The 19,812-nt window shown below is 61.9% G+C and carries 17 protein-coding genes; 5 read left to right on the forward strand and 12 right to left on the reverse strand.

The annotated features are described in order from the left end of the window. Positions 1-279 precede the first annotated feature (279 nt). The 3 genes from AC0L2U_RS30310 to AC0L2U_RS30320 are packed head-to-tail and all read left to right on the forward strand — an operon-like array spanning position 280 to position 3,151. Positions 280-1,179, forward strand: a complete 900-nt coding sequence (locus tag AC0L2U_RS30310) for an ABC-three component system protein (RefSeq protein WP_292661849.1) — start codon at positions 280-282, stop codon at positions 1,177-1,179. Beyond that, the gene (locus AC0L2U_RS30315) at positions 1,179-1,421 is read left to right on the forward strand and encodes an ABC-three component system middle component 6 (RefSeq protein ID WP_473603113.1); all 243 of its coding nucleotides are present in this window, start codon (positions 1,179-1,181) and stop codon (positions 1,419-1,421) included. Before AC0L2U_RS30310 ends, AC0L2U_RS30315 begins: the two co-directional genes overlap by 1 nt. Further along, a complete protein-coding gene (locus AC0L2U_RS30320; RefSeq protein ID WP_473603114.1) occupies positions 1,418-3,151 on the forward strand; it encodes a DUF2326 domain-containing protein in 1,734 nt (577 codons plus the stop codon). The genes AC0L2U_RS30315 and AC0L2U_RS30320 overlap by 4 nt, the downstream gene beginning before the upstream one ends. 231 nt (positions 3,152-3,382) lie before the next feature. Here the strand turns inward: AC0L2U_RS30320 and AC0L2U_RS30325 are convergent, their stop codons facing one another. From AC0L2U_RS30325 to AC0L2U_RS30345, 5 genes are all read right to left on the reverse strand, one after another. Then, complete coding sequence (locus tag AC0L2U_RS30325) at positions 3,383-4,252, reverse strand: patatin-like phospholipase family protein (RefSeq protein ID WP_292681140.1); 870 nt, start codon at positions 4,250-4,252, stop codon at positions 3,383-3,385. 273 nt (positions 4,253-4,525) lie between these two features. Then, a complete protein-coding gene (locus tag AC0L2U_RS30330) occupies positions 4,526-5,905 on the reverse strand; it encodes a M16 family metallopeptidase (RefSeq protein ID WP_473603125.1) in 1,380 nt (459 codons plus the stop codon). A 190-nt stretch (positions 5,906-6,095) separates the two neighbouring features. Continuing rightward, positions 6,096-7,484, reverse strand: a complete 1,389-nt coding sequence (locus tag AC0L2U_RS30335) for a M16 family metallopeptidase (protein WP_127810765.1) — start codon at positions 7,482-7,484, stop codon at positions 6,096-6,098. A gap of 139 nt (positions 7,485-7,623) precedes the next feature. Next, positions 7,624-8,178: a 16S rRNA (guanine(966)-N(2))-methyltransferase RsmD gene (gene rsmD / locus AC0L2U_RS30340; RefSeq protein ID WP_128364353.1), complete on the reverse strand. Its 555-nt coding sequence runs from the start codon at positions 8,176-8,178 to the stop codon at positions 7,624-7,626. Continuing rightward, the gene (locus AC0L2U_RS30345; RefSeq protein WP_473603115.1) at positions 8,175-10,373 is read right to left on the reverse strand and encodes a pseudouridine synthase; all 2,199 of its coding nucleotides are present in this window, start codon (positions 10,371-10,373) and stop codon (positions 8,175-8,177) included. Before AC0L2U_RS30345 ends, rsmD begins: the two co-directional genes overlap by 4 nt. Positions 10,374-10,654: 281 nt before the next feature. Here AC0L2U_RS30345 and AC0L2U_RS30350 point away from each other — a divergent pair, with 281 nt between their 5' ends. Further along, positions 10,655-11,104 carry a nucleoside deaminase gene (locus tag AC0L2U_RS30350; RefSeq protein ID WP_473603116.1) on the forward strand — a complete coding sequence of 150 codons (450 nt, stop codon included), beginning with the start codon at positions 10,655-10,657 and terminating at the stop codon, positions 11,102-11,104. A gap of 36 nt (positions 11,105-11,140) precedes the next feature. Here AC0L2U_RS30350 and AC0L2U_RS30355 read toward each other — a convergent pair whose 3' ends face one another. The 3 genes from AC0L2U_RS30355 to AC0L2U_RS30365 all read right to left on the reverse strand — a co-directional run bounded on the left by AC0L2U_RS30355 (position 11,141) and on the right by AC0L2U_RS30365 (position 16,022). After that, entirely contained in the window at positions 11,141-11,812 is a 672-nt protein-coding gene (locus tag AC0L2U_RS30355; protein WP_473603117.1) for a hypothetical protein, read from the reverse strand. Between the two features lie 206 nt (positions 11,813-12,018). Further along, entirely contained in the window at positions 12,019-14,982 is a 2,964-nt protein-coding gene (gene ileS / locus AC0L2U_RS30360; protein WP_473603118.1) for an isoleucine--tRNA ligase, read from the reverse strand. 233 nt (positions 14,983-15,215) lie between these two features. Continuing rightward, a complete protein-coding gene (locus AC0L2U_RS30365) occupies positions 15,216-16,022 on the reverse strand; it encodes a MipA/OmpV family protein (protein WP_473603119.1) in 807 nt (268 codons plus the stop codon). Positions 16,023-16,216: 194 nt separating this feature from the next. Between AC0L2U_RS30365 and AC0L2U_RS30370 the strand changes: the two genes are divergently transcribed. Then, entirely contained in the window at positions 16,217-16,771 is a 555-nt protein-coding gene (locus tag AC0L2U_RS30370; protein ID WP_473603120.1) for an HdeD family acid-resistance protein, read from the forward strand. A gap of 18 nt (positions 16,772-16,789) precedes the next feature. On the opposite strand, the gene AC0L2U_RS30375 is transcribed toward AC0L2U_RS30370, so the two are convergent. From AC0L2U_RS30375 to AC0L2U_RS30390, 4 genes are read right to left on the reverse strand one after another with little or no spacing between them, the layout of a single operon-like run. Beyond that, positions 16,790-17,239, reverse strand: coding sequence for an OsmC family protein (locus tag AC0L2U_RS30375; RefSeq protein WP_473603121.1), 450 nt, complete (start codon positions 17,237-17,239; stop codon positions 16,790-16,792). After that, complete coding sequence (locus tag AC0L2U_RS30380; RefSeq protein WP_473603122.1) at positions 17,236-17,862, reverse strand: GntR family transcriptional regulator; 627 nt, start codon at positions 17,860-17,862, stop codon at positions 17,236-17,238. Before AC0L2U_RS30380 ends, AC0L2U_RS30375 begins: the two co-directional genes overlap by 4 nt. A gap of 59 nt (positions 17,863-17,921) precedes the next feature. Continuing rightward, positions 17,922-18,902 carry a bifunctional riboflavin kinase/FAD synthetase gene (locus tag AC0L2U_RS30385; RefSeq protein WP_473603123.1) on the reverse strand — a complete coding sequence of 327 codons (981 nt, stop codon included), beginning with the start codon at positions 18,900-18,902 and terminating at the stop codon, positions 17,922-17,924. 6 nt (positions 18,903-18,908) lie between these two features. Then, positions 18,909-19,769 carry a TIGR01459 family HAD-type hydrolase gene (locus AC0L2U_RS30390; RefSeq protein ID WP_292681150.1) on the reverse strand — a complete coding sequence of 287 codons (861 nt, stop codon included), beginning with the start codon at positions 19,767-19,769 and terminating at the stop codon, positions 18,909-18,911. Positions 19,770-19,812 lie beyond the last annotated feature (43 nt).

Consider the following 19,812-nt stretch of genomic DNA (forward strand, 5'->3'; position numbering starts at 1 on the left):
TCGTTTCCGGCACACCACCTGTCGGCGTGATGGAGGCCGAGAGTGGACTATCGACCATCAGCTGGACTGGGGAATAGTTTTACAACTATCATTCGCTATCCCATAGCAACTTCTTTTGGCAAAGATAGCGAACACTGCGTGCCTCGACGGCAGGGATCTCACGCTATTCTGTAAAATTTCGCGGCCTTTTCCACCGCATAGCCAGAGTGATCACTTCACAAACTACAACTACTATGAGCACATTCGGACGAGAATCATACTTTCTGGCCTGGTCATAGAATGAAAAACAAATCTGACTTCGACCTGTTCTTCGACCTCAATTTCAATTCCCTCAATCAGACCGGCTTCGAACAATGGTTCGCCACGATGGCTGCATGCGTCTATGGCGGGGACTTCGAACTCATTAAGGCAGGTGGACCGAAAGGCGACAAGAAGAGTGACGGCCGACGTCTCTCCACTGAAACTGTATTCCAGTGCTATGCGCCTGAGTCGCCCGCAAAATTTGCGAGCACTGCTGCGACAAAGATGGCAGACTCATTCCCGGAGGTGGTCAAGTTTTGGCCAACCATGAAAGTTTGGCACTTCGTTCATAACAACGATGGTGGGTTGCCAACCTCGGCGAGCGATAAGATCGAAGAGCTGCGGAAAGCCTATCCGAGCATCAAATTCCTCTCAGGCTCGCGGCGATTCCTGAAAGACGAGTTGCATGACAAACTATCTCTGCAGCAACTGATCCACCTTTATCCAAAGGCCGCCCTGAATATCGAAGGGGTGCAGATGGAGCATATCCGCCCTCTCCTAAAGCGGATCATCACCGAACGTGGGAAGCAATTCGGTTCAGCGGAGTTTGGCGAAATACCGGATAGGGCTAAGCTGGAATTCAATCGGCTTAGCGAGGCATCGAAATTCGATATCCGCAGGGCCCGGAGTAATGTGGATGTAGTGGGCCGGTTCCTAGACGGTCAAAGCAATCCGGCAGCGGTCAGCGTCATCCAGTCTGCTATGCGTGAAAAATATCTTCAGCTCGTCGACCTTGGATACAATCCTGACGATATTTTTTTCAAGTTGTGCGATTATGTTCGAATGACCGCGACGTCGGAAGAAGTCGCGGCCTCTCATGTCATCATAACCTATTTCTTTGATTCCTGCGACGTTTTTGAAAACGTGCCGGTGTCCTGATGCTTTTGCCCACGAAGCACATCAAGATTGAAAATGCACTTTTAGGGGTGGGCGCAGAGGTGTTGGCGGAACTGGATCGCCCAAAGACCGTCTCTACGCTGTTTTATGACATCCAGGCGCGTCGGTCAGAGTATGAAATGACGACGATCGAATTCGACTGGTTTCTGGTTGCGGTTGATTTCCTATATGCAGTCGGCGCGGTGCGCCTAGAGGCGGGCGTCCTCAGGAAGCTCAACCAATGATCACTGAAATCTACAGCAACCTGCCGAGTTTCAGAACCCTGACATTTAAGCCGGGGATGAGCATCCTGCTGGCTGAGAGGCATGAGGCCTCGAGTGCACGCGACACTCGCAATGGTACCGGAAAGACCAGCATGGTCGAGCTGATCCACTTGCTAGTGCAGGATCGAAAGAACCCTGACGACGATTTTCATAAAGAAATCTTAGTGGGCCGAACATTCGGAGCGAGATTTCGCGAGGCCAAGCACCAATTTACAATCGAACGGAGAACGAATCCTGGCAAGGATAAAGATGAGGCATTCCTTGACGGCGTCTCAATCGATTTTAAAGAGCTTCGGTCAAGGCTTGCGCGACAGTGGTTCAGCTTAACTGACGAGGACTCAGGAGGCATATATTCCCCCAAGTTCGGCGCATTGTTCGCGTTTTTTGTACGAAAGGCAAGAAACGGGGCCTTTAGTAGCCCAGCCTTAAACTCATCTGACCAAAGCGCTTGGGATAGCCAGGTAAATCTCGCTTACCTTCTCGGCTTCGACTGGCGTCTGGTACAAAAACTCCAACTTCTCAAAGAAGAAAAGAAGAAGGCAGACAACCTTGTTGGAATGATCCGCGAAGGTTACTTTTCCAATGGCGCGCTCGATCTGAACAAGATGCAATCTCGCCTCGACATTCTTGAGGTTGAGGTGGAAAGAAAGCGCGGCGAGATCGCGTCGATGGAAGTCGTCGACGGCTATCGAGACCATCAGCAGATCGCCAATGGAATTGCCGCTGAAATCCGAGACTTGAACGAAGCAAATCTGCGGGACCTTGACCTTAACGAGAACATCAATCTGGCTTTGCAAGAGGTCGAAGAAACGAACCTTGCTGATGTGAAAACAATGTACGAGCAGGTTGGTATTTTCTTCGCCGACCTTGTCAAGCGTCGGTTCGACGAAGTGACTGAATTCCATAGAAAACTCGCTGAAAATCGACGCGCGCAGCTGAACGACGAGAAGACTCGGGCACTACAGCGCATAAAGGACCGGCGAACTCAGATTGACCGCCTGCAGAAGGCCCTTAAGGAGAAAATGGCGATCCTGCGCTCGGGCATCGCAATTGATCGAATGACGTTGATGCAGTCCGAACTGACCGCCCTTGAAAGAGAGATGGCGGACCTCAACCAACAAATCCCGCGCCTTCGTGATGTGATTGAGGATCAGGCTCGTCTTAAGCGGCAAATTGGCGAGCAGGTGGAACTAATCGGACGCGACGTGTTGGAGCGCGAGGACGTCCGAAAGTTTGCTGTCCAAGCCTTTGCCGACGTCTCTAGATATCTCTACGACGAACCTGGTAATTTGATCATCGGGCGCTCTAAGGGTGTAGGCGGTCTCGAAATTGACACGGATATCGTCGGAAAGAAGAGCGGTGGCAAAAGCCATATGCAGGTGTTCTGTTTCGATTGGATGCTTGCCCAAGCGGCAAAGCGACACGACCGCTCGCCAGGCTTTCTGATCCACGACAGCCATATCTTTGACGGTGTAGACGGACGCCAAATCGGGCTTGCGCTCAGCTTTGCCGAGCAGAAATCCCGCGAAATTGGCATACAGTATATAGTCGCAATGAACTCGGACGACCTCGACAAAATCAAGACCGAGGAAACCGCCAGCGGAGAGCCAATTTTTGATCCAGAACCGTTTATCATAGACCCCCGTCTTACGGACGATGAAGCTGGGGGACTGTTCGGCGTCCGGTTCTAGGTTAAAGACGTCCCGCTATTAACAGCACTTAAGTAGCTCAAGACGAATGACCGCTATCAGGACCCGGTCACGAACGGCCAAATGACCGACATTGGGCGCAAAGCCGCCATTCGGCCGTGAACTCGCCTACGTCCTTGGGTCAAATGCGACCGTTCCCATAGTTCGCTTTTTGTTCGCTTAAGCCACTTCGGCAAGCAGAATAGGCGGCAGGCCTCCGGCACGACACCACCCTCACCCGCCAACACGCTTCCCGCGCTTGCTCTTCCCCGCGCCAGCCCGCGCCTCAACCACCTTCTCAACCTGCCGCTTTAACTCGTCCTTGATATCGACCGTCTCGTTCATCAAAGCGTCGATCTTCAGGAAATCGAGGACGCGGTATCTCGACACTGCCGGGCGGACCAGGATGTCGGGGCGGCATTGTTTCAGCTTGTTGGCGGTGATCGACTGCATCATCAATTGCGTGGCGCCGAACATCAGGTCGACGGAGGTGGGCTGTTTGCGGTCGGCCTCTTCCGGCGCGCCGACGACGTCGACGCCGATGATGATGTCGGCGTCGTTCTCGATCAGGTCGAACGGCACGGGGTTGTAGATGCCGCCGTCGATCAGCAGCCTGCCGTCGCGCGTCACCGGGCGGAACACGGCGGGGATGGCCGCCGAGGCCGCCAGCGCCGAGTGCAGGTCGCCGTCTTCGAAGACAGCCAGCTTGTGGCCGAAATAGTCGGTCGCCGTCACCTTCAGCGGTATCTGCAGCTCGGCGAAGGTTTCGGGAATGGCTTCGGGCAGAAAGGCTTTCAGGATGCGCTCGACATTGAACTGGCTGACGCGGATGCCGCCCTGCATGGCTTCGGCGATGGTGCCCGGCCGCGCCCGCCACATGCGGCTCGCCACTTGGGCGCGGCGGCCGAGGATCGAGCGGGCATAGTCGTGGATGTCCTTGCCGGTCATGCCTGATGCCATGCCGGCGCCCATGATGGCGCCGATCGACGAGCCGGCAATCGCCACGGGCTTGATGCCCAACTCGTCCAGCGCCTCGATGACATGAATATGCGCCAGCCCGCGCGCGCCACCGCCGCCGAAGGCTATGCCGAAGCTAGGCGCCATTTTGCGTGACTCCTGCCTCGTTTCTGGCCGGCGACGGAGACCGCCAATTGTTGAAGTTGGCGCCGCCCCTCACCTGCCTGCCGGCATCCTCTCCCCGTATAGTGACGGGGAGAAGGGTGCTGCCATCGCCGATTTCGCCAATCACAAACGTTGCAAGATGGGCGCCGAGATTGCGGCCAGCCCCCTTCTCCCCGTCACTATACGGGGAGAAGTGCCCGGCAGGGCGATGAGGGGCGGCGCCGGCGTCCGGAAAAGAGAAATGCGTGCCCGCTCTCATCCCTTGCCGGCTCCTGCCAGTTTCGGGCCGATGACCATGATGGTCGGCTCGGTGGTCAGCAGCTTCTTCGCCGCCGCCTTGACCTGATCGAGCGTCACCGCGTTGATGTAGCCGGCGCGGCGCTGCATGTAGTCGATGCCGAGATCGTCGAGCTGCAACTCGACCAGCGTCGAGGCGATGGCGCTGGACGAGTCCAGATTGTTGATGGCGTAGGCGCCGATCATGTATTTCTTGGTGGCCGCCAGTTCCGCTTCGGTCGGGCCTTCTTCGGCCAGTCGCTTGACCACGTCGCGGATGATGCCGAGCGTTTCGGACGCACGGTCGGAGCGGGTGCCGGTGCTGACGATCAGCGCGCTGGCGTGGTCCTGGTTGATGAGCGAGGAGTTGACGCTGTAGGCCAGCCCGCGCTTCTCGCGCACCTCCTGGAACAGGCGCGAGGTGAAGGTGCCGCCGCCAAGAATCTCGTTCATCAGCACGGCGGGGAAGAAATCCGCCGCCTTGCGCTTCACGCCGGGAAAAGCGAGCTGCAGGGAGGTCTGCGGCAGGTCGTAATCGACCTCGATATGCTGCGCCAGCTTTGGGTCGATATCGGCCACTGGCCTCAGCGCCTGGTTTTGCGGCAGGTCGCCGAACACCATGTCGAGCTTCTTCTTCAGCGTCTCCGCGTCGATGGCGCCGACGAAGGCGACACGCAGGCCGCCGCGCGCGAACACCGCTTTGTGCAGGGCTTTGAGATCATCGGGCGTGATGGTGGCGATGCTTTCCTTGGTGCCCTGGTCGGAGCGGGAATAGGGATGATCGCCATAAAGCGCTCGCGCCCATTTGTTCTGCGCCACCGTGTCGGGATCGTTTTCGCCGGCGATGATGCCGGACAGGATCTGGGAGCGGATGCGGTCAATCGGCAGCTGGTCGAAGCGCGGCTCGTTGACCGCCAGCCGCAACAGGTCGAAGGCCTGGTCGCGCTGCTCGGCCAGCATGCGCATGGAGCCGTAGATGCCGTCGCGGCTCTCGTCGAAGCTCATCTCGGCGCCGGCATCGTCGAGCTTGATCTGGAAGTCTTCACTGTCGAGCGGGCCGGCGCCTTCGTCGAACAGGCCGGTCATCAGATTGGCCAGCCCTTCCTTGCCGACCGGATCCTGCGTCGAGCCGCCGCCGAAGACGAAGCGGATGGCGACAACCGGCACGGAATAGTCCTCGACCAGCCAGGCGGTGATGCCCTTTGGCGAGGTGACGGACTGGATGTCCATGGCCCGCGCGGTGAGTGCCGGCAGGATGAGGAAGAGGATGGAGAGAAGTAAAGTGATCAGCGGGGCGATGGCGCGGCTCGGGGTGGTCGTTCCAAACGAACAATTGTCGAAGTCGGCGCCGCCCCTCATCGCCCTGCCGGGCACTTCTCCCCGTACAGTGACGGGGAGAAGGAGGCTGGCCGCAACCTCGGCTTCCGTCTTGCAACCATGGTGACTGGCGAAACCGGCGATGACGGCGCCCCTCTCCCCGTCACTGTACGGGGAGAGGATGCCGGCAGGCAGGTGAGGGGCAGCGCCAACGCTCGATCTCTTCATCAAATCAATTCCCCGCCTGTTGCTGCGGCAGCAAATAACCGGTGGTCGACCGGGCGAGCACGAGATAGCGCGCGGCGACGGCCTTGACTTCGTCTGCCGTGACCTTGCGGATGCGGTCCGTCCACTGCTGGACGTCCTGAACATTGCCGCCGGTGGCAAGCGTCGAGCCATAGATGTTGGCCATGGAATCCTGCTTGTCGCGGGCAAAGGTCATCGATCTGACATAGCGGTCCTTGGCCTTTTCCAGCTCCGATGGCGTGACGCCATCCTTGACGATGCGCACCACTTCGGCATCGACCGCCGCTTCGACGTCGGAGATTTTGGCATCCCCGCGCGGCGCGCCATAGACGGTGAAGTTGGTGTCGTCGAGCATGGTGCCCTGGAAAAAGGCGCCGGCGCTGGATGCGATACCTTGCTGGACGACGAGCGCCTGGTAGAGCCGGCTGCGATTGCCGCCGCCGAGGATCTCCGCCAAGAGGTCGAGCGCTTCCGCCTCGCCCGGCTTGCCTGTGTGATAGGACGGCACCACCCATTGGGTGGAAAAGCTCGGCACGCTGACGCGGGCATCGGCGAGCGTCACCGTGCGCTTGGTGTTCTGCTCCGGCTCGACCGGACGGATGCGCGGCGGCAGATCGGGGCCGCGCGCCACCTTGCCATAGGTCTTTTCGGCCAGCGCCCGCACCGTGTCCGGTTCGACATCGCCGGCAACGATCAGCACCGCGTTGTTGGGCCGGTAATATTTGTCATAGAAGGCGACAGCGTCGGCGCGGTTCAGCTGCTGCATCTCCTGCATCCAGCCGATGACCGGGATGCGATAGGGCTGGTTCTGCCACAGCGTCGCATCGACCTCCTCGTCCAGCACGGCCTCGGGGCTGTTGTCGATGCGCGAGCGGCGCTCCTCGAGGATGACATCGCGCTCGGTCTTGATGACATCGTCGGTGAGGATGAGGTTGCGCATGCGATCGGCCTCGAAGCTCATCATCAGCTCGAGCGCCGACGGCGCCACCGTCTCGTGGAAGGCGGTGTAGTCGTAGGAGGTGAAGGCGTTGTTGGAGCCGCCGATATCGGAGATGGCGCGGTCGAACTCGCCCGCCGCATGGTTTGTCGTCGCCTTGAACATCAGATGTTCGAAGAAATGCGCAATGCCGGATTTGCCGGGCGGCTCGTCGGCGCTGCCGATCTTGTACCAGACCATGTGGGTGACGATCGGCGCACGGTGGTCGGGAATGACGACCACCTCCATGCCGTTGTCGAGCAGGAAATCCGTGACCTTGAACTCGGCCGGAACCGTGTTGGGCAAGACGGGGCTCTCGGCCGCCACCGGGCTGGTCATGACAAAAGCCAAAGAGGACGCCAACAGCGTTCCGCGCAGCCATTCAATCCTGGATGTCATCAACGGCTCCGGTTCTGTCTGCAGACGATAGGCAAGGTACTGGCGACAAGCAAAGTTAATTGTTGGTCATTTTAGAGGCGGAGCTCGGTTCCTCGCCCCCGTGAAGCGGGGGAGAGGAACCGCCAATCGCGAAGGCGTATCAGGCCGCCTCGATAAAGCGGATGACGGTCTCACCGTAGTTGCGCTCGTCCAGCACCGAAAAACCGTGACCCGGCTCGAAGGGCGCCACTGCCGCCTCTTCGACCACGCACAGCGCGCCGGGGCGAAGCCAGCCGCCGGCTTTCGCCGACTGCAAGGCGCGCTCGCCAAGGCCCTTGCCATAGGGCGGGTCGGCAAAGACGAGGCCGAACGGCGCCAGCGTGCCGGCCTCGCCAAGGCCGGTGGCATCGCGGCGGAAGATCTTGGTGCGGCCGGTCAGGCCGAAGGCCTCGACATTGTCGCGGATCAGGCCACGGCCTTCGGCCGATTCCTCGATGAAGACCCCGTAGGAGGCACCGCGCGACAGCGCCTCAAGCCCCAGCGCACCGGTGCCGGCGAACAGGTCGAGCACGCGCGCGCCGTCCAACTGCTCGGCAAAGCGATGCGCCAGCACGTTGAAGACCGCCTCGCGGGTGCGATCGGTCGTCGGACGGATGGCGCTCGAACGGGGCGTCGCCAGCGGACGCCCGCGAAACTCACCACCGACGATTCTCATCTCGCTTTGGGGCCTCGGGGACCATTGCGCGGACGCTCACCGCCGCCGGCCCCGCCCGGACGTTCGCCTCTCGGCTTGCCGAACGGCTTGGCACCGGCCGGTTTGCCATAGGTCGGCTTGAACGATGCCTTTCGCGCCTTTGCTTCAGCGGCCTTGGCTGCGTCTGCATCGGCCCTGCCCTTGCCGATCGGCCGCGCGCCCGGTGCCATCCAGACATTGGCCTTGCGCTGGCCGGGCGGCTCGATCGGCCGCTGCTCGCGCTCGGACTTTTTCCCGCCGCCCGGCTTGCCGCCAAAAGCACCACGCGGCTTGTCGCCGAAGCTGCCGCGCGGTTTGTCGCCGAAACTGCCGCGTGGCTTGTCGCCGAAGCTGCGTTCGGGACGCGGGCCGCGTTCGCCAAAACTCTTCTCCGCGCTTCTGTCAGGGCTTGTCGACAGCTTGCCCAGAGCCTCGTCGCGGCTGCCTTCGCGGCGCTTGCGGTTCTTGATCAAACCGCCCTCGCCGATCGGGCGGCGCTCACCGTCGCGGGTGAATTTCGGCCGCTCCGGCTCCGGCTCGCGAACTTCCGTGCGCCGCACCGGCTTGTTGGAAAACGGCTTGGTGACATCGGCGTCGAAATTGGCGCCGGATTCCTCGACCAGGCGCTCGCCGAGTTGGTCACGCAGAACCCTGCCCTTGATCTCGAGCACATGGCCCTCGGCGAGGTCATCGAGCTGGAACGGCCCGTAGGAGATGCGGATCAGCCGCGTCACGTCGAGGCCGAGCGAGCCGAGAATGTTTCTGACTTCGCGGTTCTTGCCCTCGCGCAGGCCGATCGTCAGCCAGGCATTGGTGCCTTGCTCGCGGTCGAGCATGGCTTCGATGGCACCGTAGAACACGCCGTCAACGGCAATGCCCTCGCGCAGGCCCGCAAGCGCGCTTTCCTCGACCTTGCCGTGGACGCGCACCCGGTAGCGGCGCAGCCAGCCGGTGGCCGGCAGTTCGAGCACGCGCGACAGGCCGCCATCATTGGTGAGCAGCAGCAGGCCTTCGGTGTTGATGTCGAGCCGGCCGATGGTCATTAGCCGCGGCAATTCAGCCGGCAGCACGTCGAAGACGGTCTTGCGGCCCTCGGGATCGCGGTTGGTGGTGACGACGCCGGCCGGCTTGTGGAACAGGAACAGCCGGGTGCGCTCGATCGGCGGGATTTCCATGCCGTCGAGATGGATGATGTCATCAGGCATGACGTTGAAGGCCGGCGAAGTCAGGGCGCGGCCATTGACCTTGACGCGGCCGGCGGCGATCAGCTCCTCGGCATCGCGGCGCGAGGCCAGGCCGGCGCGGGCCAGCCGCTTGGCGATGCGCTCGCCTGCCTCTTCCGCGCCCTCGGCGGGACGCGGGCGTGGCTTGAAGCTGCCGTCTGACGCGCCTTGCGGCCGATCGTTGAAATCCCGCTTCGGGCGATCGCCGAAGTCACGCTTGGGGCGGTCGGCGAAGTCACGCTTCGGGCGATCGCCGGCGTCGCGCGGCGCGCGGTCACTGAAATCACGCGTGGGACGGTCGAAACGCTTTTCGCCGCCCGCTGCCGCCGCAGCCGGTCGGTCGCCCCGCGGTGCATAGGGCTTGCGCGGCCCCTCGCGCTTTTCATAAGGCTTGCGCTCGCCTTCGGCGGCCACCGGGCGATCGCCACGGGGCGCATAAGGCTTGCGCGGCCCCTCGCGCTTTTCATAGGGCTTGCGCTCGCCTTCTGCGGCCATCGGCCGGTCGCCGCGCGGTGCGTAGGGTTTGCGCGGTCCTTCACGCTTCTCATAGGGCTTGCGCTCGCCTTCGGCCGCCATTGGCCGGTCGCCACGTGGCGCATAGGGCTTGCGTGGTCCTTCGCGCTTCTCATACGGTTTGCGCTCACCCTCGGCGGCCATCGGGCGGTCGCCGCGCGGTGCGTAGGGCTTGCGCGGCCCTTCGCGCTTCTCAAAAGGCTTGCCTTCGGGACGCGGGCCTTTGCTGAAAGGCTTGTCCCCGCCCTTGAAATCGCGCTTCGGCCGCTCGCCATCGGCAGCCATCGGCCGATCGCCACGCGGTGCGTAAGGTTTCTTGGCGCCAAAGGACGGCTTGCCGCCCTTGCCCGCGGCGCCATCATGGCTGCGCGGTCCCGCGGCTTTCGGCCCACTCTTGGCCGGACCCTTCCTGGGTCGGAATTTCTTGTCGTTGTCGTCCATGTGGCCTTTATCCGTTTGCGCTGCTACAGCGTGGCGCATCCTTTCGGGCGCGCAACGAACGCTGTAGCACTTTTGATGTGGCGCATGATCATTTTCGAAAACCGAGTCCCGATTTTCGAGGTCCTGCGCTCAATAACAGGATCACTGGAGTTTGTCAGGGAAAAGTGGAGACCGGTTTTTCCAAAAAGACAAACGAAAATCAAAAGCCTGGAGCAAGTGCGGTTCATTCGAAACGAACTTGCTCCGTCAGGTGGCGAGGAGATAATCGGAGTGGAAATCGCGTGAAGCGGCCCGATTTCATGGCGCTGGCGCTGAAGGAGGCAGAGGCTGCCGCCTTGCGAGGCGAAGTGCCGGTCGGCGCCGTCATCGCCAATGGCGTTGGTGTTGTCGCCAGCGCCGGCAACCGCACACGCGAACTTGCCGACCCGACCGCGCATGCCGAGATGCTGGTCATCCGCGAAGCTTGCCGCAAATTGTCGGCCGAGCGGCTGACGGGGCACGATCTCTATGTGACGCTTGAGCCGTGCGCCATGTGCGCCGGCGCCATTTCCTTCGCCCGGCTGCGCCGGCTTTATTTCGGCGCCGTTGACGACAAGGGCGGTGCCGTGGTCAATGGCGTACGTTTTTTTGCCTCGCCGACCTGCCACCACGCGCCCGACATCTATCCGGGCATGGGCGAGACCGAAGCAGCCCTGCTGCTCAAAGGATTTTTTCGGGAGCGGCGCGGCTGAACCGGGCGCAACGCCCGGCGACACAATATGGCGTTCTTACAGCCAGTCGAACCAACCGCTGCCCTTCTTGCCTTCCGCCTCTTTCTTGAGGCGGCGTTCCTTCTTGTACTCGTCCTCGCCAAGCTGATCTTGCGGCGCCGTGCCGGCCGCAACACGATACTGCACTGGAGGCTCGCTCAGATATTTGCGGGTGTTCGGATCGCCCTGCTTGCTGTCGGCAAGGCGGCGCTGGATCTCGGCGGCACGGCCCTTGTCGGAATCGGCCGGTGTCCATGCCGGCGGGTGGCTCGACCCTGACTCCGCCATCGCCCTCTTCACCGAGGCCGGGTCCGTCTGCACGTCGTCGATGATCTCCGACTGATACGCCGGGTCGTTCTGATGGGCGGTGGCGTCGGCGCGCAAGCGGGCGCGGCGCTGCTCGGGCGATTCGGGCCATTCGGCGCTCGCCGTCTCGATGCTGTCCTGCGGGGCCGGCAGCGCTTCCTTCTGGCCTGGCGCCGGCTTCACGAGCGTCGGACGCGGCTTGTAGTCGATCTGTTCCTTGCGCTTCGGCGCGAATGAAAAGGCGCCCGAAATATCGCCGGCCAGCTGTTCGCCGGCGGTCTTGTCGGTGCCGTAGGTCGGAGAGCCCATGCAGCCGGACAAAGCGAGGCCCGACGCGACAAGCGGCGCCAGCAGCGCCAAGCGCGCATTATATCTCACGGTCATGCCAAAAAGTCCCACTCTAGACAGCCTCTCGATTGCCACCAGCCTTGTGGCCGGTCCCCATCGTCCAAGCACTTGCGACGGAAATCCGGCGACAATTTGTCTTCCGGAGTTTCGCGTGTTTACCTCAACCACTCGTTAAGGGCAACGCGCGGGCGGTTTTCGCCCGCCCGGCGTGGCATTTGTGCACCGATCCAGCCGACTAACCGCTAAAGTCGACCAAGCGCTTTCAATTCATGCAGCACCGCCGCATCCCTGGCCGAAACATCCGGGAATTCCGGATCCTGGCCAACATCGGCGGTGTAGCGCCAGGAGCGTGCACATTTTAACAGGCCACGATCCTCGGCCTTCTCGACCACCACGGCGACACCCTTGACGTCGTCGATCGCGAAGGCACCAGCCGGTGCCTCGCCATGAGCGATGACCAGATCGCTGGTGATCGCCATCTCGGCCATGTCGACATCTGAAATCGCCGCTTCGAGCGCTGCGTCGTTGATTGTGACGACGGGCACCGCTTCCAGCGACGATCCGATCACCTTCTGGGCGCGCGCGATCTCCAGCGCGCCGGTGACGACGCGCCGCACCTGCCGCACCTGGCGCCACTTTTCCGCCAGCGCCTCGTTCTTCCAGTCCGCCGGGATTTGCGGGAACTGGTCGAGATGCACCGAGACGGCGTCGGGATGACGGTCAAGCCAGGCCTCCTCCATGGTGAAAGGCAGCATCGGCGCCAGCCATTTCACCAGGCAATCGAAGAGATGACGTACCACCTGCACCGAAGCCTTGCGCTTCAGGCTCGACGGCGCGTCGCAGTAGAGCGCGTCCTTGCGGATGTCGAAATAGAACGCCGACAGCTCGACCACCATGAAATCGAGCAGCATGCGGGTGATGCGCTTGAATTCGAAGGCGTCGTAGCCCGAGCGCACGACCTCATCAAGCTCGGCCAGCCGGTGCAGCATCAGCCGCTCCAGCTCCGGCATTTTCTCCAGCGGCACCTCTTCGCCATCGTCATGGGCAAGCGTACCCAGCATCCAGCGGATGGTGTTGCGCAGCTTGCGGTAGGCGTCGATGTTGGTCTGCAGCACGTTCTTGCCGAGCCGCTGGTCCTCCCAGTAGTCGGTCGTCACCACCCACAGACGCAGTATATCGGCGCCCGACTGCTTGATGACGTCCTGCGGCACCACGGTGTTGCCCAGCGACTTCGACATCTTGCGGCCATCCTCGTCCATGGTGAAACCATGGGTGACGACGGTGTCGTAAGGCGCCCTGCCCCTGGTGCCGCAGCTTTCCAGCAGCGACGAATGGAACCAGCCGCGATGCTGGTCGGAGCCTTCGAGATAGACGTCGGCCGGCCATTTCAGGTCAGGACGATCTTCCAGCGTGAAGGCGTGCGTCGAGCCCGAATCGAACCAGACGTCGAGGATGTCCATCACCTGCTTCCATTTGGAGGTATCGTGATTGCCGAGGAAACGTTCCTTGGCGCCAGCCGCGAACCAGGCGTCGGCGCCTTCCAGCTCGAAGGCGTCCATGATGCGCTGGTTGACCGCTTCGTCCTTCAACACATTGCCGTCGGCATCGGCGAAGACCGCGATCGGCACGCCCCAGGCGCGCTGGCGCGACAGCACCCAGTCCGGGCGCTCCTCGATCATGGCGCGGATGCGGTTCTGGCCGGCGGCGGGCACGAAGCGGGTGTCGTCGATGGCCTTGAGCGCCCGGCTGCGCAGTGTCGAGCCGTCGCCGAGGTCCTTGTCCATGTAGACGAACCATTGCGGCGTGTTGCGGAAGATGATCGGTTTCTTGGACCGCCAGGAGTGAGGGTAGCTGTGCTTCAGCCGGCCGCGCGCGAACAGCGCGTTGCGCTTGATCAGCTCGTCGATGACGGCCTGGTTGGCGTTGCCCTTCTTGCCGTTGTCGTCGATGACGCGTGCCGGTCCACCCTCCCGGTCAGGGCCGAAACCCGGCGCGTCCTTGGTGAAGAAGCCGCCATCGTCGACGGTGAACGGGATGGCGGGATCAATGCCGCGTGCGCGCAGATCCGCCGCCGCATCCATCCAGGCGTCAAAGTCCTCGCGGCCGTGGCCGGGCGCGGTGTGGACGAAGCCGGTGCCGGCATCGTCGGTGACATGGTCGCCGGCGAGCATCGGAACGGCAAAGTCGTAGCCGCCGCAAAAATCCTTGAGCGGATGCGAAAGCGTAAGGCTTCCAAGCTCTTGCGCCGAAACACTGCGGAGACGATTCAAGGTGACCCTGGCTTTGGCCGAGGAATCTTCGGCCAGCGCGTCGGCAAAGATCAGTTTTTCACCCGGCTGCGGGCCGAATGCGTTCTCGGCTGCCGTGACCTCATAGAGGCCATAGTTGATGCGCGGCGAATAGTTGACGGCGCGGTTGCCGGGGATCGTCCACGGCGTCGTCGTCCAGATGACGACATGAGCCTGCAGCAGATCGAGCGCGCCCTCGGTCAGCTTGGTCTGGCCATCGTCGATGGGGCGAACCAGGCTGGCAACCGGGAACTTCGCCCAGATCGTGTCGCTCTCATAGTCGTGGTACTCGATCTCGGCCTCGGCCAGCGCCGTGCGCTCGACGACGCTCCACATCACCGGCTTGGAGCCGCGATAGAGCTGGCCCGACATGGCGAACTTCAACAGCTCGCCGGCGATGCGCGACTCGGCATGGAGGGCCATCGTCGTATAGGGATTCTCGAAGTCGCCGATGACGCCGAGGCGCTGGAACTCGGCGCCCTGCACCGTGATCCAACCCGCGGCGAACTCACGGCATTCCTTGCGGAATTCGTTGACCGGCACCTCGTCCTTGTTCTTGCCCTTGGCGCGGTACTGCTCCTCGATCTTCCATTCGATCGGCAGGCCGTGACAATCCCAGCCGGGCACATAGTTCGAGTCGTAACCGCGCATCTGGAACGAGCGGGTGATGACGTCCTTGAGGATCTTGTTCAGCGCATGGCCGATATGGATGTTGCCGTTGGCGTAGGGCGGGCCGTCATGCAGCACGTATTTCGTGCGGCCGGCAGCGCTCTCGCGCAGCTTGCGGTAGAGATCCATGTCCTGCCAGCGCTTGACCAGCAGCGGCTCCTTCTCCGGCAAGCCGGCGCGCATCGGGAAGTCCGTCTGCGGCAGGTAAAGCGTCTTGGAATAGTCGATCGTTTCAGTTGTATCGGTCATTGGTCTGCCATTTGCATTGCCCGGCGGGCGTACAAGCTCGGGCGTGAACTATCATGTTATGGAAAAAGCGCGAGGGGGCGCGCAGAAACTCCCGGCGGCTCCGGCGGCGCTCAGGCCACCCGGAACACCGGGCCTGTAATTCGTATCGCGATCGCGAAAAGGCGCGAAAAGCTGGTCATGGCTGGGCTTTTAGCCGAAGCCACGGCAGGAATAAAGCGTCTCGTTCGATTCACCTACATCGTGAAATCGAAGCGGTAGGTGGTCGACACGCCAATCATGAACTGGTTGCGGTCGCCGCGCTCCTTGACCAGGCTGGAATCGGCCGCCGGTCCCATCAGGCGCGAATATTCGCCAAACAGGCTGGCGGTCATCGGCTCGGTCACCTTCCAGGTTATGGCGCCGCCGAGGCCGGTCGATTTCAGCCCGCCACCGGGATGGTATTCGCTCAGGCCCGACGCCACGGCTTCCTGCGCGTTGACGCCATAATAGGCGTCGAAATAGTTGCCGGAGGCGAAGGAAACACGCGGTCCTCCCGAAATCCTGACGGTTGGCGTCACATCGTAGAAGGCGTCGGCGGCAATGTCGGCGACAAAGCCGTTGTGAGCGCGAATGCCGTGGCGCAGCTCGGCGCGGGCGCGCAGCCAGTCGGTCGGATAGAATTCGAAGAAGCCGCCGACTTCGCCGCCCCAGCGCACCGGATCGAGGCCCTTCAGCTCATCGGCGTTGTCATCGTCACGCGAAAACAGGAATTTTCCGGTCAGGCCGGCGCGGAGACTGCCATCGTCGACCAGCGCCAGCGAGATGTTGTCGTTGCGCGAGACAAAGCGGGCCGCCGGTCCGGCCTTGCCCAGCGAAATGATCGGCGAAGCGCTGAGCAGGTACTTCTTGCCGCCCTCGAAATTCGGCGCCACCATGCCGGTGGCGCCAACGGTCAGATACCAGTCGCCGGACAGCCAGCTGCCCTCGCCCGCATGGGCAGTGCCCGCTCCGCCCAGCACCGCAGCGGCCAACACCAGAGAGATTCTTCCGACCGGACTCATGGCCACTCCACTAACACGACACACTCGATTACCGATGACAGCTTTGACGGCCGTTTGGTAAAATTTGATTTAAACCCGAGACATATGCTCGCGCTTTGCAGCGGTCCCGCTGCCGGTCATCGACTGGACGTTGGCCCGTGCCCGGATTACCTTCCATCCGCAGTATTCCGCAGCCCTCGATGGAGACCGCGATAATGACCCTGCATGGCGACGCCTTGAAAATCGCGCTCGAACAGACACGGACAAAATGGGGATGGTTTGTCGCGCTCGGCGTGCTGCTGCTCATCTTCGGCGGCATTGCCTTCGCCAATCTGTTCATCGCCACGGTGGCTTCTGTCTATGTCGTGGGATGGCTGATGCTGATGGCAGGCGTCATCGAGATCGTGCATGCGTTCGGCGTCAAGACCTGGAGCCGCTTCTTCTACTGGCTGCTCAGCGGACTGCTGTACGCCGTTGCCGGCTTCTTCGCTTTCGGCAATCCGTTGCTGGCCTCGGCGGTGCTGACGTTCCTGCTGGCGATCGCGCTGGTCGCGTCAGGGGTGCTCAGGGCCTGGGTCGGCTACAGCCATCGGCCGGAACGCGGCTGGGGCTGGATCGTCGCCGCCGGTGTCATCAGCGCGCTTGCTGGCCTTATCATCGCCATGGGCTGGCCGGTCAACAGCCTGTGGGTGCTCGGTCTGTTCCTTGCGATCGATCTGATCTTCCAGGGCTGGACCTTCATCGCCGTCGGTCTGGCGCTGAAGAAGTAGAATCCCGCTGGAGGTGATCTAGGCTACCTGGATCTCCGTCTTGACGGAATTGGCGATGAAGCACTGTTCATGCGCCAAGTGGTGCAGTTCCGCCTGCATTGAGGTGGTCGGTTGCTCCCCGGCGTAGACGATGGTCGGGTTGAGTTCAACGCGGCTGACGATCAATTTTCCGTCGACCTTCTCCATTACGCCCGTCGCCTTGTCGGTATAGCTCTCGACCACGATCCGCTTGGGCGCCGCGAGCGAGAGAAAGGTCAGCATGTGACAGCTGGAAATCGCCGCGATGTAGGCCTCCTCCGGATCGACGTTGGCTTCCACAGAATAAGGAAGCGGAACGATATGCGGCGAAGCCGATGCTGGCACGACCTGGCCGCCGTCAAAGCGCCAAATGTGCGCGCGGCTGTAGCGCTTGTCGGTGAAGACCGCTCCCTCACGCTCCCAATGGACTTCGACGGTCATTTTCATCATGTATCCTTTGTCGGCATGGAAAGAAGTCTTGCAGTCGTTTGAGCGATGTGGCGGCGAAGATGCTGCGCCGCAGCGTCGAAATCGCGCCTCGCACAAGCGGCAACGATCGCCGCGTGTTCCTCGAAAAAATCAATGCGCTGCTGGGCGCCACGCTCTTGGTGAAGGGTCGACCGTCGGGATTCTCGTCGAAGGTTTCCGACGTTCTTAAGCAATCGAGTGTTCGTGCAGCCGCTGTACAGCGTGAGGTGAAACTGTTGATCGAGCTCAAGTATCCGCGGCGGATCGTACTCCGCGAACAGCTCCTCGTTGAGCCTCTCAGCCCTATGCAAGGCGGAAGGCTGAAGCTCCGGCAAAGACTGCTCCAAGGCTGCGACCTCTAGAATAGCCCGAAGTTCGCAGAGTTCAGTCGCTTCCCGTTCTGAGAGGATCGCTACCGCTAAGCTTCGATCGCGACGGCGCACGATTAAGCCGCTCCCGAGCAACTGGTCCAGGGCCTGTCGGACAGGCTGTCGGCTGACCCCGAAACGCTCGGCGATCGATTCCTGCTTGAGAACGGAACCTGGTGCCAATTCACCTGACTCGATCTCATCCTGAAGTTCGCTAAAAATCGACTTTGGATCCATGGATCCAAACTAGTCTACTCGCTCGGAGCTGGTCAAGCCGTGCGGAACGGATTTTCCATTCAAAAAGCCATGGCCGCGTCGAGGTCGGAGAGCGGCCTGACGCCGGCAAGCAGCGCCCGTGCCTCGGCTTCATCGCGCTTCATTTGCGCGACCAGCGCGTCGAGCCCATCGAACTTCACCTCCGGGCGCAGGAAACCGAAGAAGGAAACCTGACAGACCTCGCCATAGAGGTCGCCGGAGAAGTCGAAGACGAAGGTTTCCAGCAGCGGCGCGCCATTGTCATCGACGGTCGGGCGACGGCCGAAGCTGGCGACGCCGTCGTGAAGCGTGCCGTCGGCGCGGCGGAAGCGGACGGCATAGATGCCCTCCTTGAGTGCGGCTTCAGCCGACAGCCTCATATTCGCGGTTGGAAAGCCAAGGGTGCGGCCAAGCTGCTGTCCGCCGACCACTTCGCTTTCGACGGTGAAGCGGTAGCCGAGCAGACCGGCGGCTTCGGCCACTTCGCCCTCGCCCAGCAATCCGCGGATGCGGCTGGACGACACCACCTCGGCGCCCTCGTCCCGGAAGGCGTCGACGAGCGTGACGCCGAAGCCGTGACGCTCACCCGCCGCCATCAGGTAGGCCGGGCCGCCTTGACGATCCTTGCCGAAGTGGAAATCGAACCCGGTCACGGCGTGGGTAATGCCAAGGTTCGTTTCCAGCACATCCGTCACGAACGCTTCCGCCGACAGCGAGGCGAAGTCGCGCGTGAACGGCTGTTCGACCAGCGCGGCAAAGCCCAGCAGCGACAGGAGCCGCGCCTTCATCGGCGGCGGCGTCAGCACGAACAACGGGATATCAGGCCTGAAGATCTTGCGCGGATGGGGTTCGAATGTCAGCACCAGGGCCGGTGCGCCGCGCCGTCCGGCCTCGGCGGAGGCGCGCTCGAGCACCGCCTGATGGCCGCGATGGACGCCATCGAAATTGCCGATCGCCACCACGCCGCCGCGCAGGTCTGCGGGAAGCGGCGCGGTTGCCAGGATGCGCTGGAAGGCTGCCATCGTCACCTACCGAAGTCTGGGAATGACGGCCACCGGACCATAGCCATGCTTTTCCAGGAACGCCGCCAGTCTTGCCGGGTCCGGTTGCAGGGCATCGCCATAGTCGCGGGCATGGATGCCGCCGGAGACATAAAGAACATCGAAGCCATTGTCGGCGGCGCCCTTCACATCGGTCATCATGCCGTCGCCGATGGCCAGCACCTGGCCGCGCTCGACCGGCTGGCCAAGAATCTCGGCGACCTCCTTCATCGCGAGATTGTAGATCGGCGCGTATGGTTTTCCAGCGATCAATGTGCGGCCGCCAAGCTGGGCATAGTCACGCGCCAGCGCGCCGGCACACCAGATGATGCGTTCGCCACGCTCGACCACGATGTCGGGATTTGCGCAGATGAAAGGCAGGTTCCTGGCGCGCAGCCGCCGCAGGAGCTCCGTGTAATCCTCGGGTTTTTCGACCTCGTCGTCGAACAGGCCGGTGCAGACGACGCCGGACGCCTCGAACTCCTCGACAAGCTCGACGTCGAGACCTTCATAGAGGGTGAAGTCCCGGTCGGCGCCGATATGGAAAATCTTGCGCGGCCCTTCGGCGATCAGATCCCGCGTCACGTCGCCTGAGGTAACCACCCGGTCGTAGGCTGACGGTGGAACACCGATCGCGTTCATCTGCGCCACGACATCGGCACTTCTGCGCGGCGAATTGGTGATCAGGACGACGGGGATTTTCGCCTCTCGAGCCCTTGCCAGTGCGGAAGCCGCCACCGGGAAATGCGTTTCACCATTGTGGACCACGCCCCAGACATCGCACAGGATTGCCGAATAGGCTTTCGACACGTCTTCGAGCGAGCCGATCATTTCAGGCGAATCCGCCATGCCGTTTCCTTCAGTCATGATCGTTGCGATCGCTGCCACCGAC

It is taken from the genome of Mesorhizobium sp. WSM4808, assembly GCF_055811675.1.

Excerpts from the sequence above, each read along its gene's own strand:
- AC0L2U_RS30310 (WP_292661849.1), top strand. The coding sequence starts at position 280 with ATGAAAAACAAATCTGACTTCGACCTGTTCTTCGACCTCAATTTCAAT.
- AC0L2U_RS30315 (WP_473603113.1), top strand. The coding sequence starts at position 1,179 with ATGCTTTTGCCCACGAAGCACATCAAGATTGAAAATGCACTTTTAGGG.
- AC0L2U_RS30320 (WP_473603114.1), top strand. The coding sequence starts at position 1,418 with ATGATCACTGAAATCTACAGCAACCTGCCGAGTTTCAGAACCCTGACA.
- AC0L2U_RS30325 (WP_292681140.1), bottom strand. The coding sequence starts at position 4,252 with ATGGCGCCTAGCTTCGGCATAGCCTTCGGCGGCGGTGGCGCGCGCGGG.
- AC0L2U_RS30330 (WP_473603125.1), bottom strand. The coding sequence starts at position 5,905 with ATGAGGGGCGGCGCCGACTTCGACAATTGTTCGTTTGGAACGACCACC.
- AC0L2U_RS30335 (WP_127810765.1), bottom strand. The coding sequence starts at position 7,484 with ATGACATCCAGGATTGAATGGCTGCGCGGAACGCTGTTGGCGTCCTCT.
- rsmD (WP_128364353.1), bottom strand. The coding sequence starts at position 8,178 with ATGAGAATCGTCGGTGGTGAGTTTCGCGGGCGTCCGCTGGCGACGCCC.
- AC0L2U_RS30345 (WP_473603115.1), bottom strand. The coding sequence starts at position 10,373 with ATGGACGACAACGACAAGAAATTCCGACCCAGGAAGGGTCCGGCCAAG.
- AC0L2U_RS30355 (WP_473603117.1), bottom strand. The coding sequence starts at position 11,812 with ATGACCGTGAGATATAATGCGCGCTTGGCGCTGCTGGCGCCGCTTGTC.
- ileS (WP_473603118.1), bottom strand. The coding sequence starts at position 14,982 with ATGACCGATACAACTGAAACGATCGACTATTCCAAGACGCTTTACCTG.
- AC0L2U_RS30365 (WP_473603119.1), bottom strand. The coding sequence starts at position 16,022 with ATGAGTCCGGTCGGAAGAATCTCTCTGGTGTTGGCCGCTGCGGTGCTG.
- AC0L2U_RS30370 (WP_473603120.1), top strand. The coding sequence starts at position 16,217 with ATGACCCTGCATGGCGACGCCTTGAAAATCGCGCTCGAACAGACACGG.
- AC0L2U_RS30375 (WP_473603121.1), bottom strand. The coding sequence starts at position 17,239 with ATGATGAAAATGACCGTCGAAGTCCATTGGGAGCGTGAGGGAGCGGTC.
- AC0L2U_RS30380 (WP_473603122.1), bottom strand. The coding sequence starts at position 17,862 with ATGGATCCAAAGTCGATTTTTAGCGAACTTCAGGATGAGATCGAGTCA.
- AC0L2U_RS30385 (WP_473603123.1), bottom strand. The coding sequence starts at position 18,902 with ATGGCAGCCTTCCAGCGCATCCTGGCAACCGCGCCGCTTCCCGCAGAC.
- AC0L2U_RS30390 (WP_292681150.1), bottom strand. The coding sequence starts at position 19,769 with ATGGCGGATTCGCCTGAAATGATCGGCTCGCTCGAAGACGTGTCGAAA.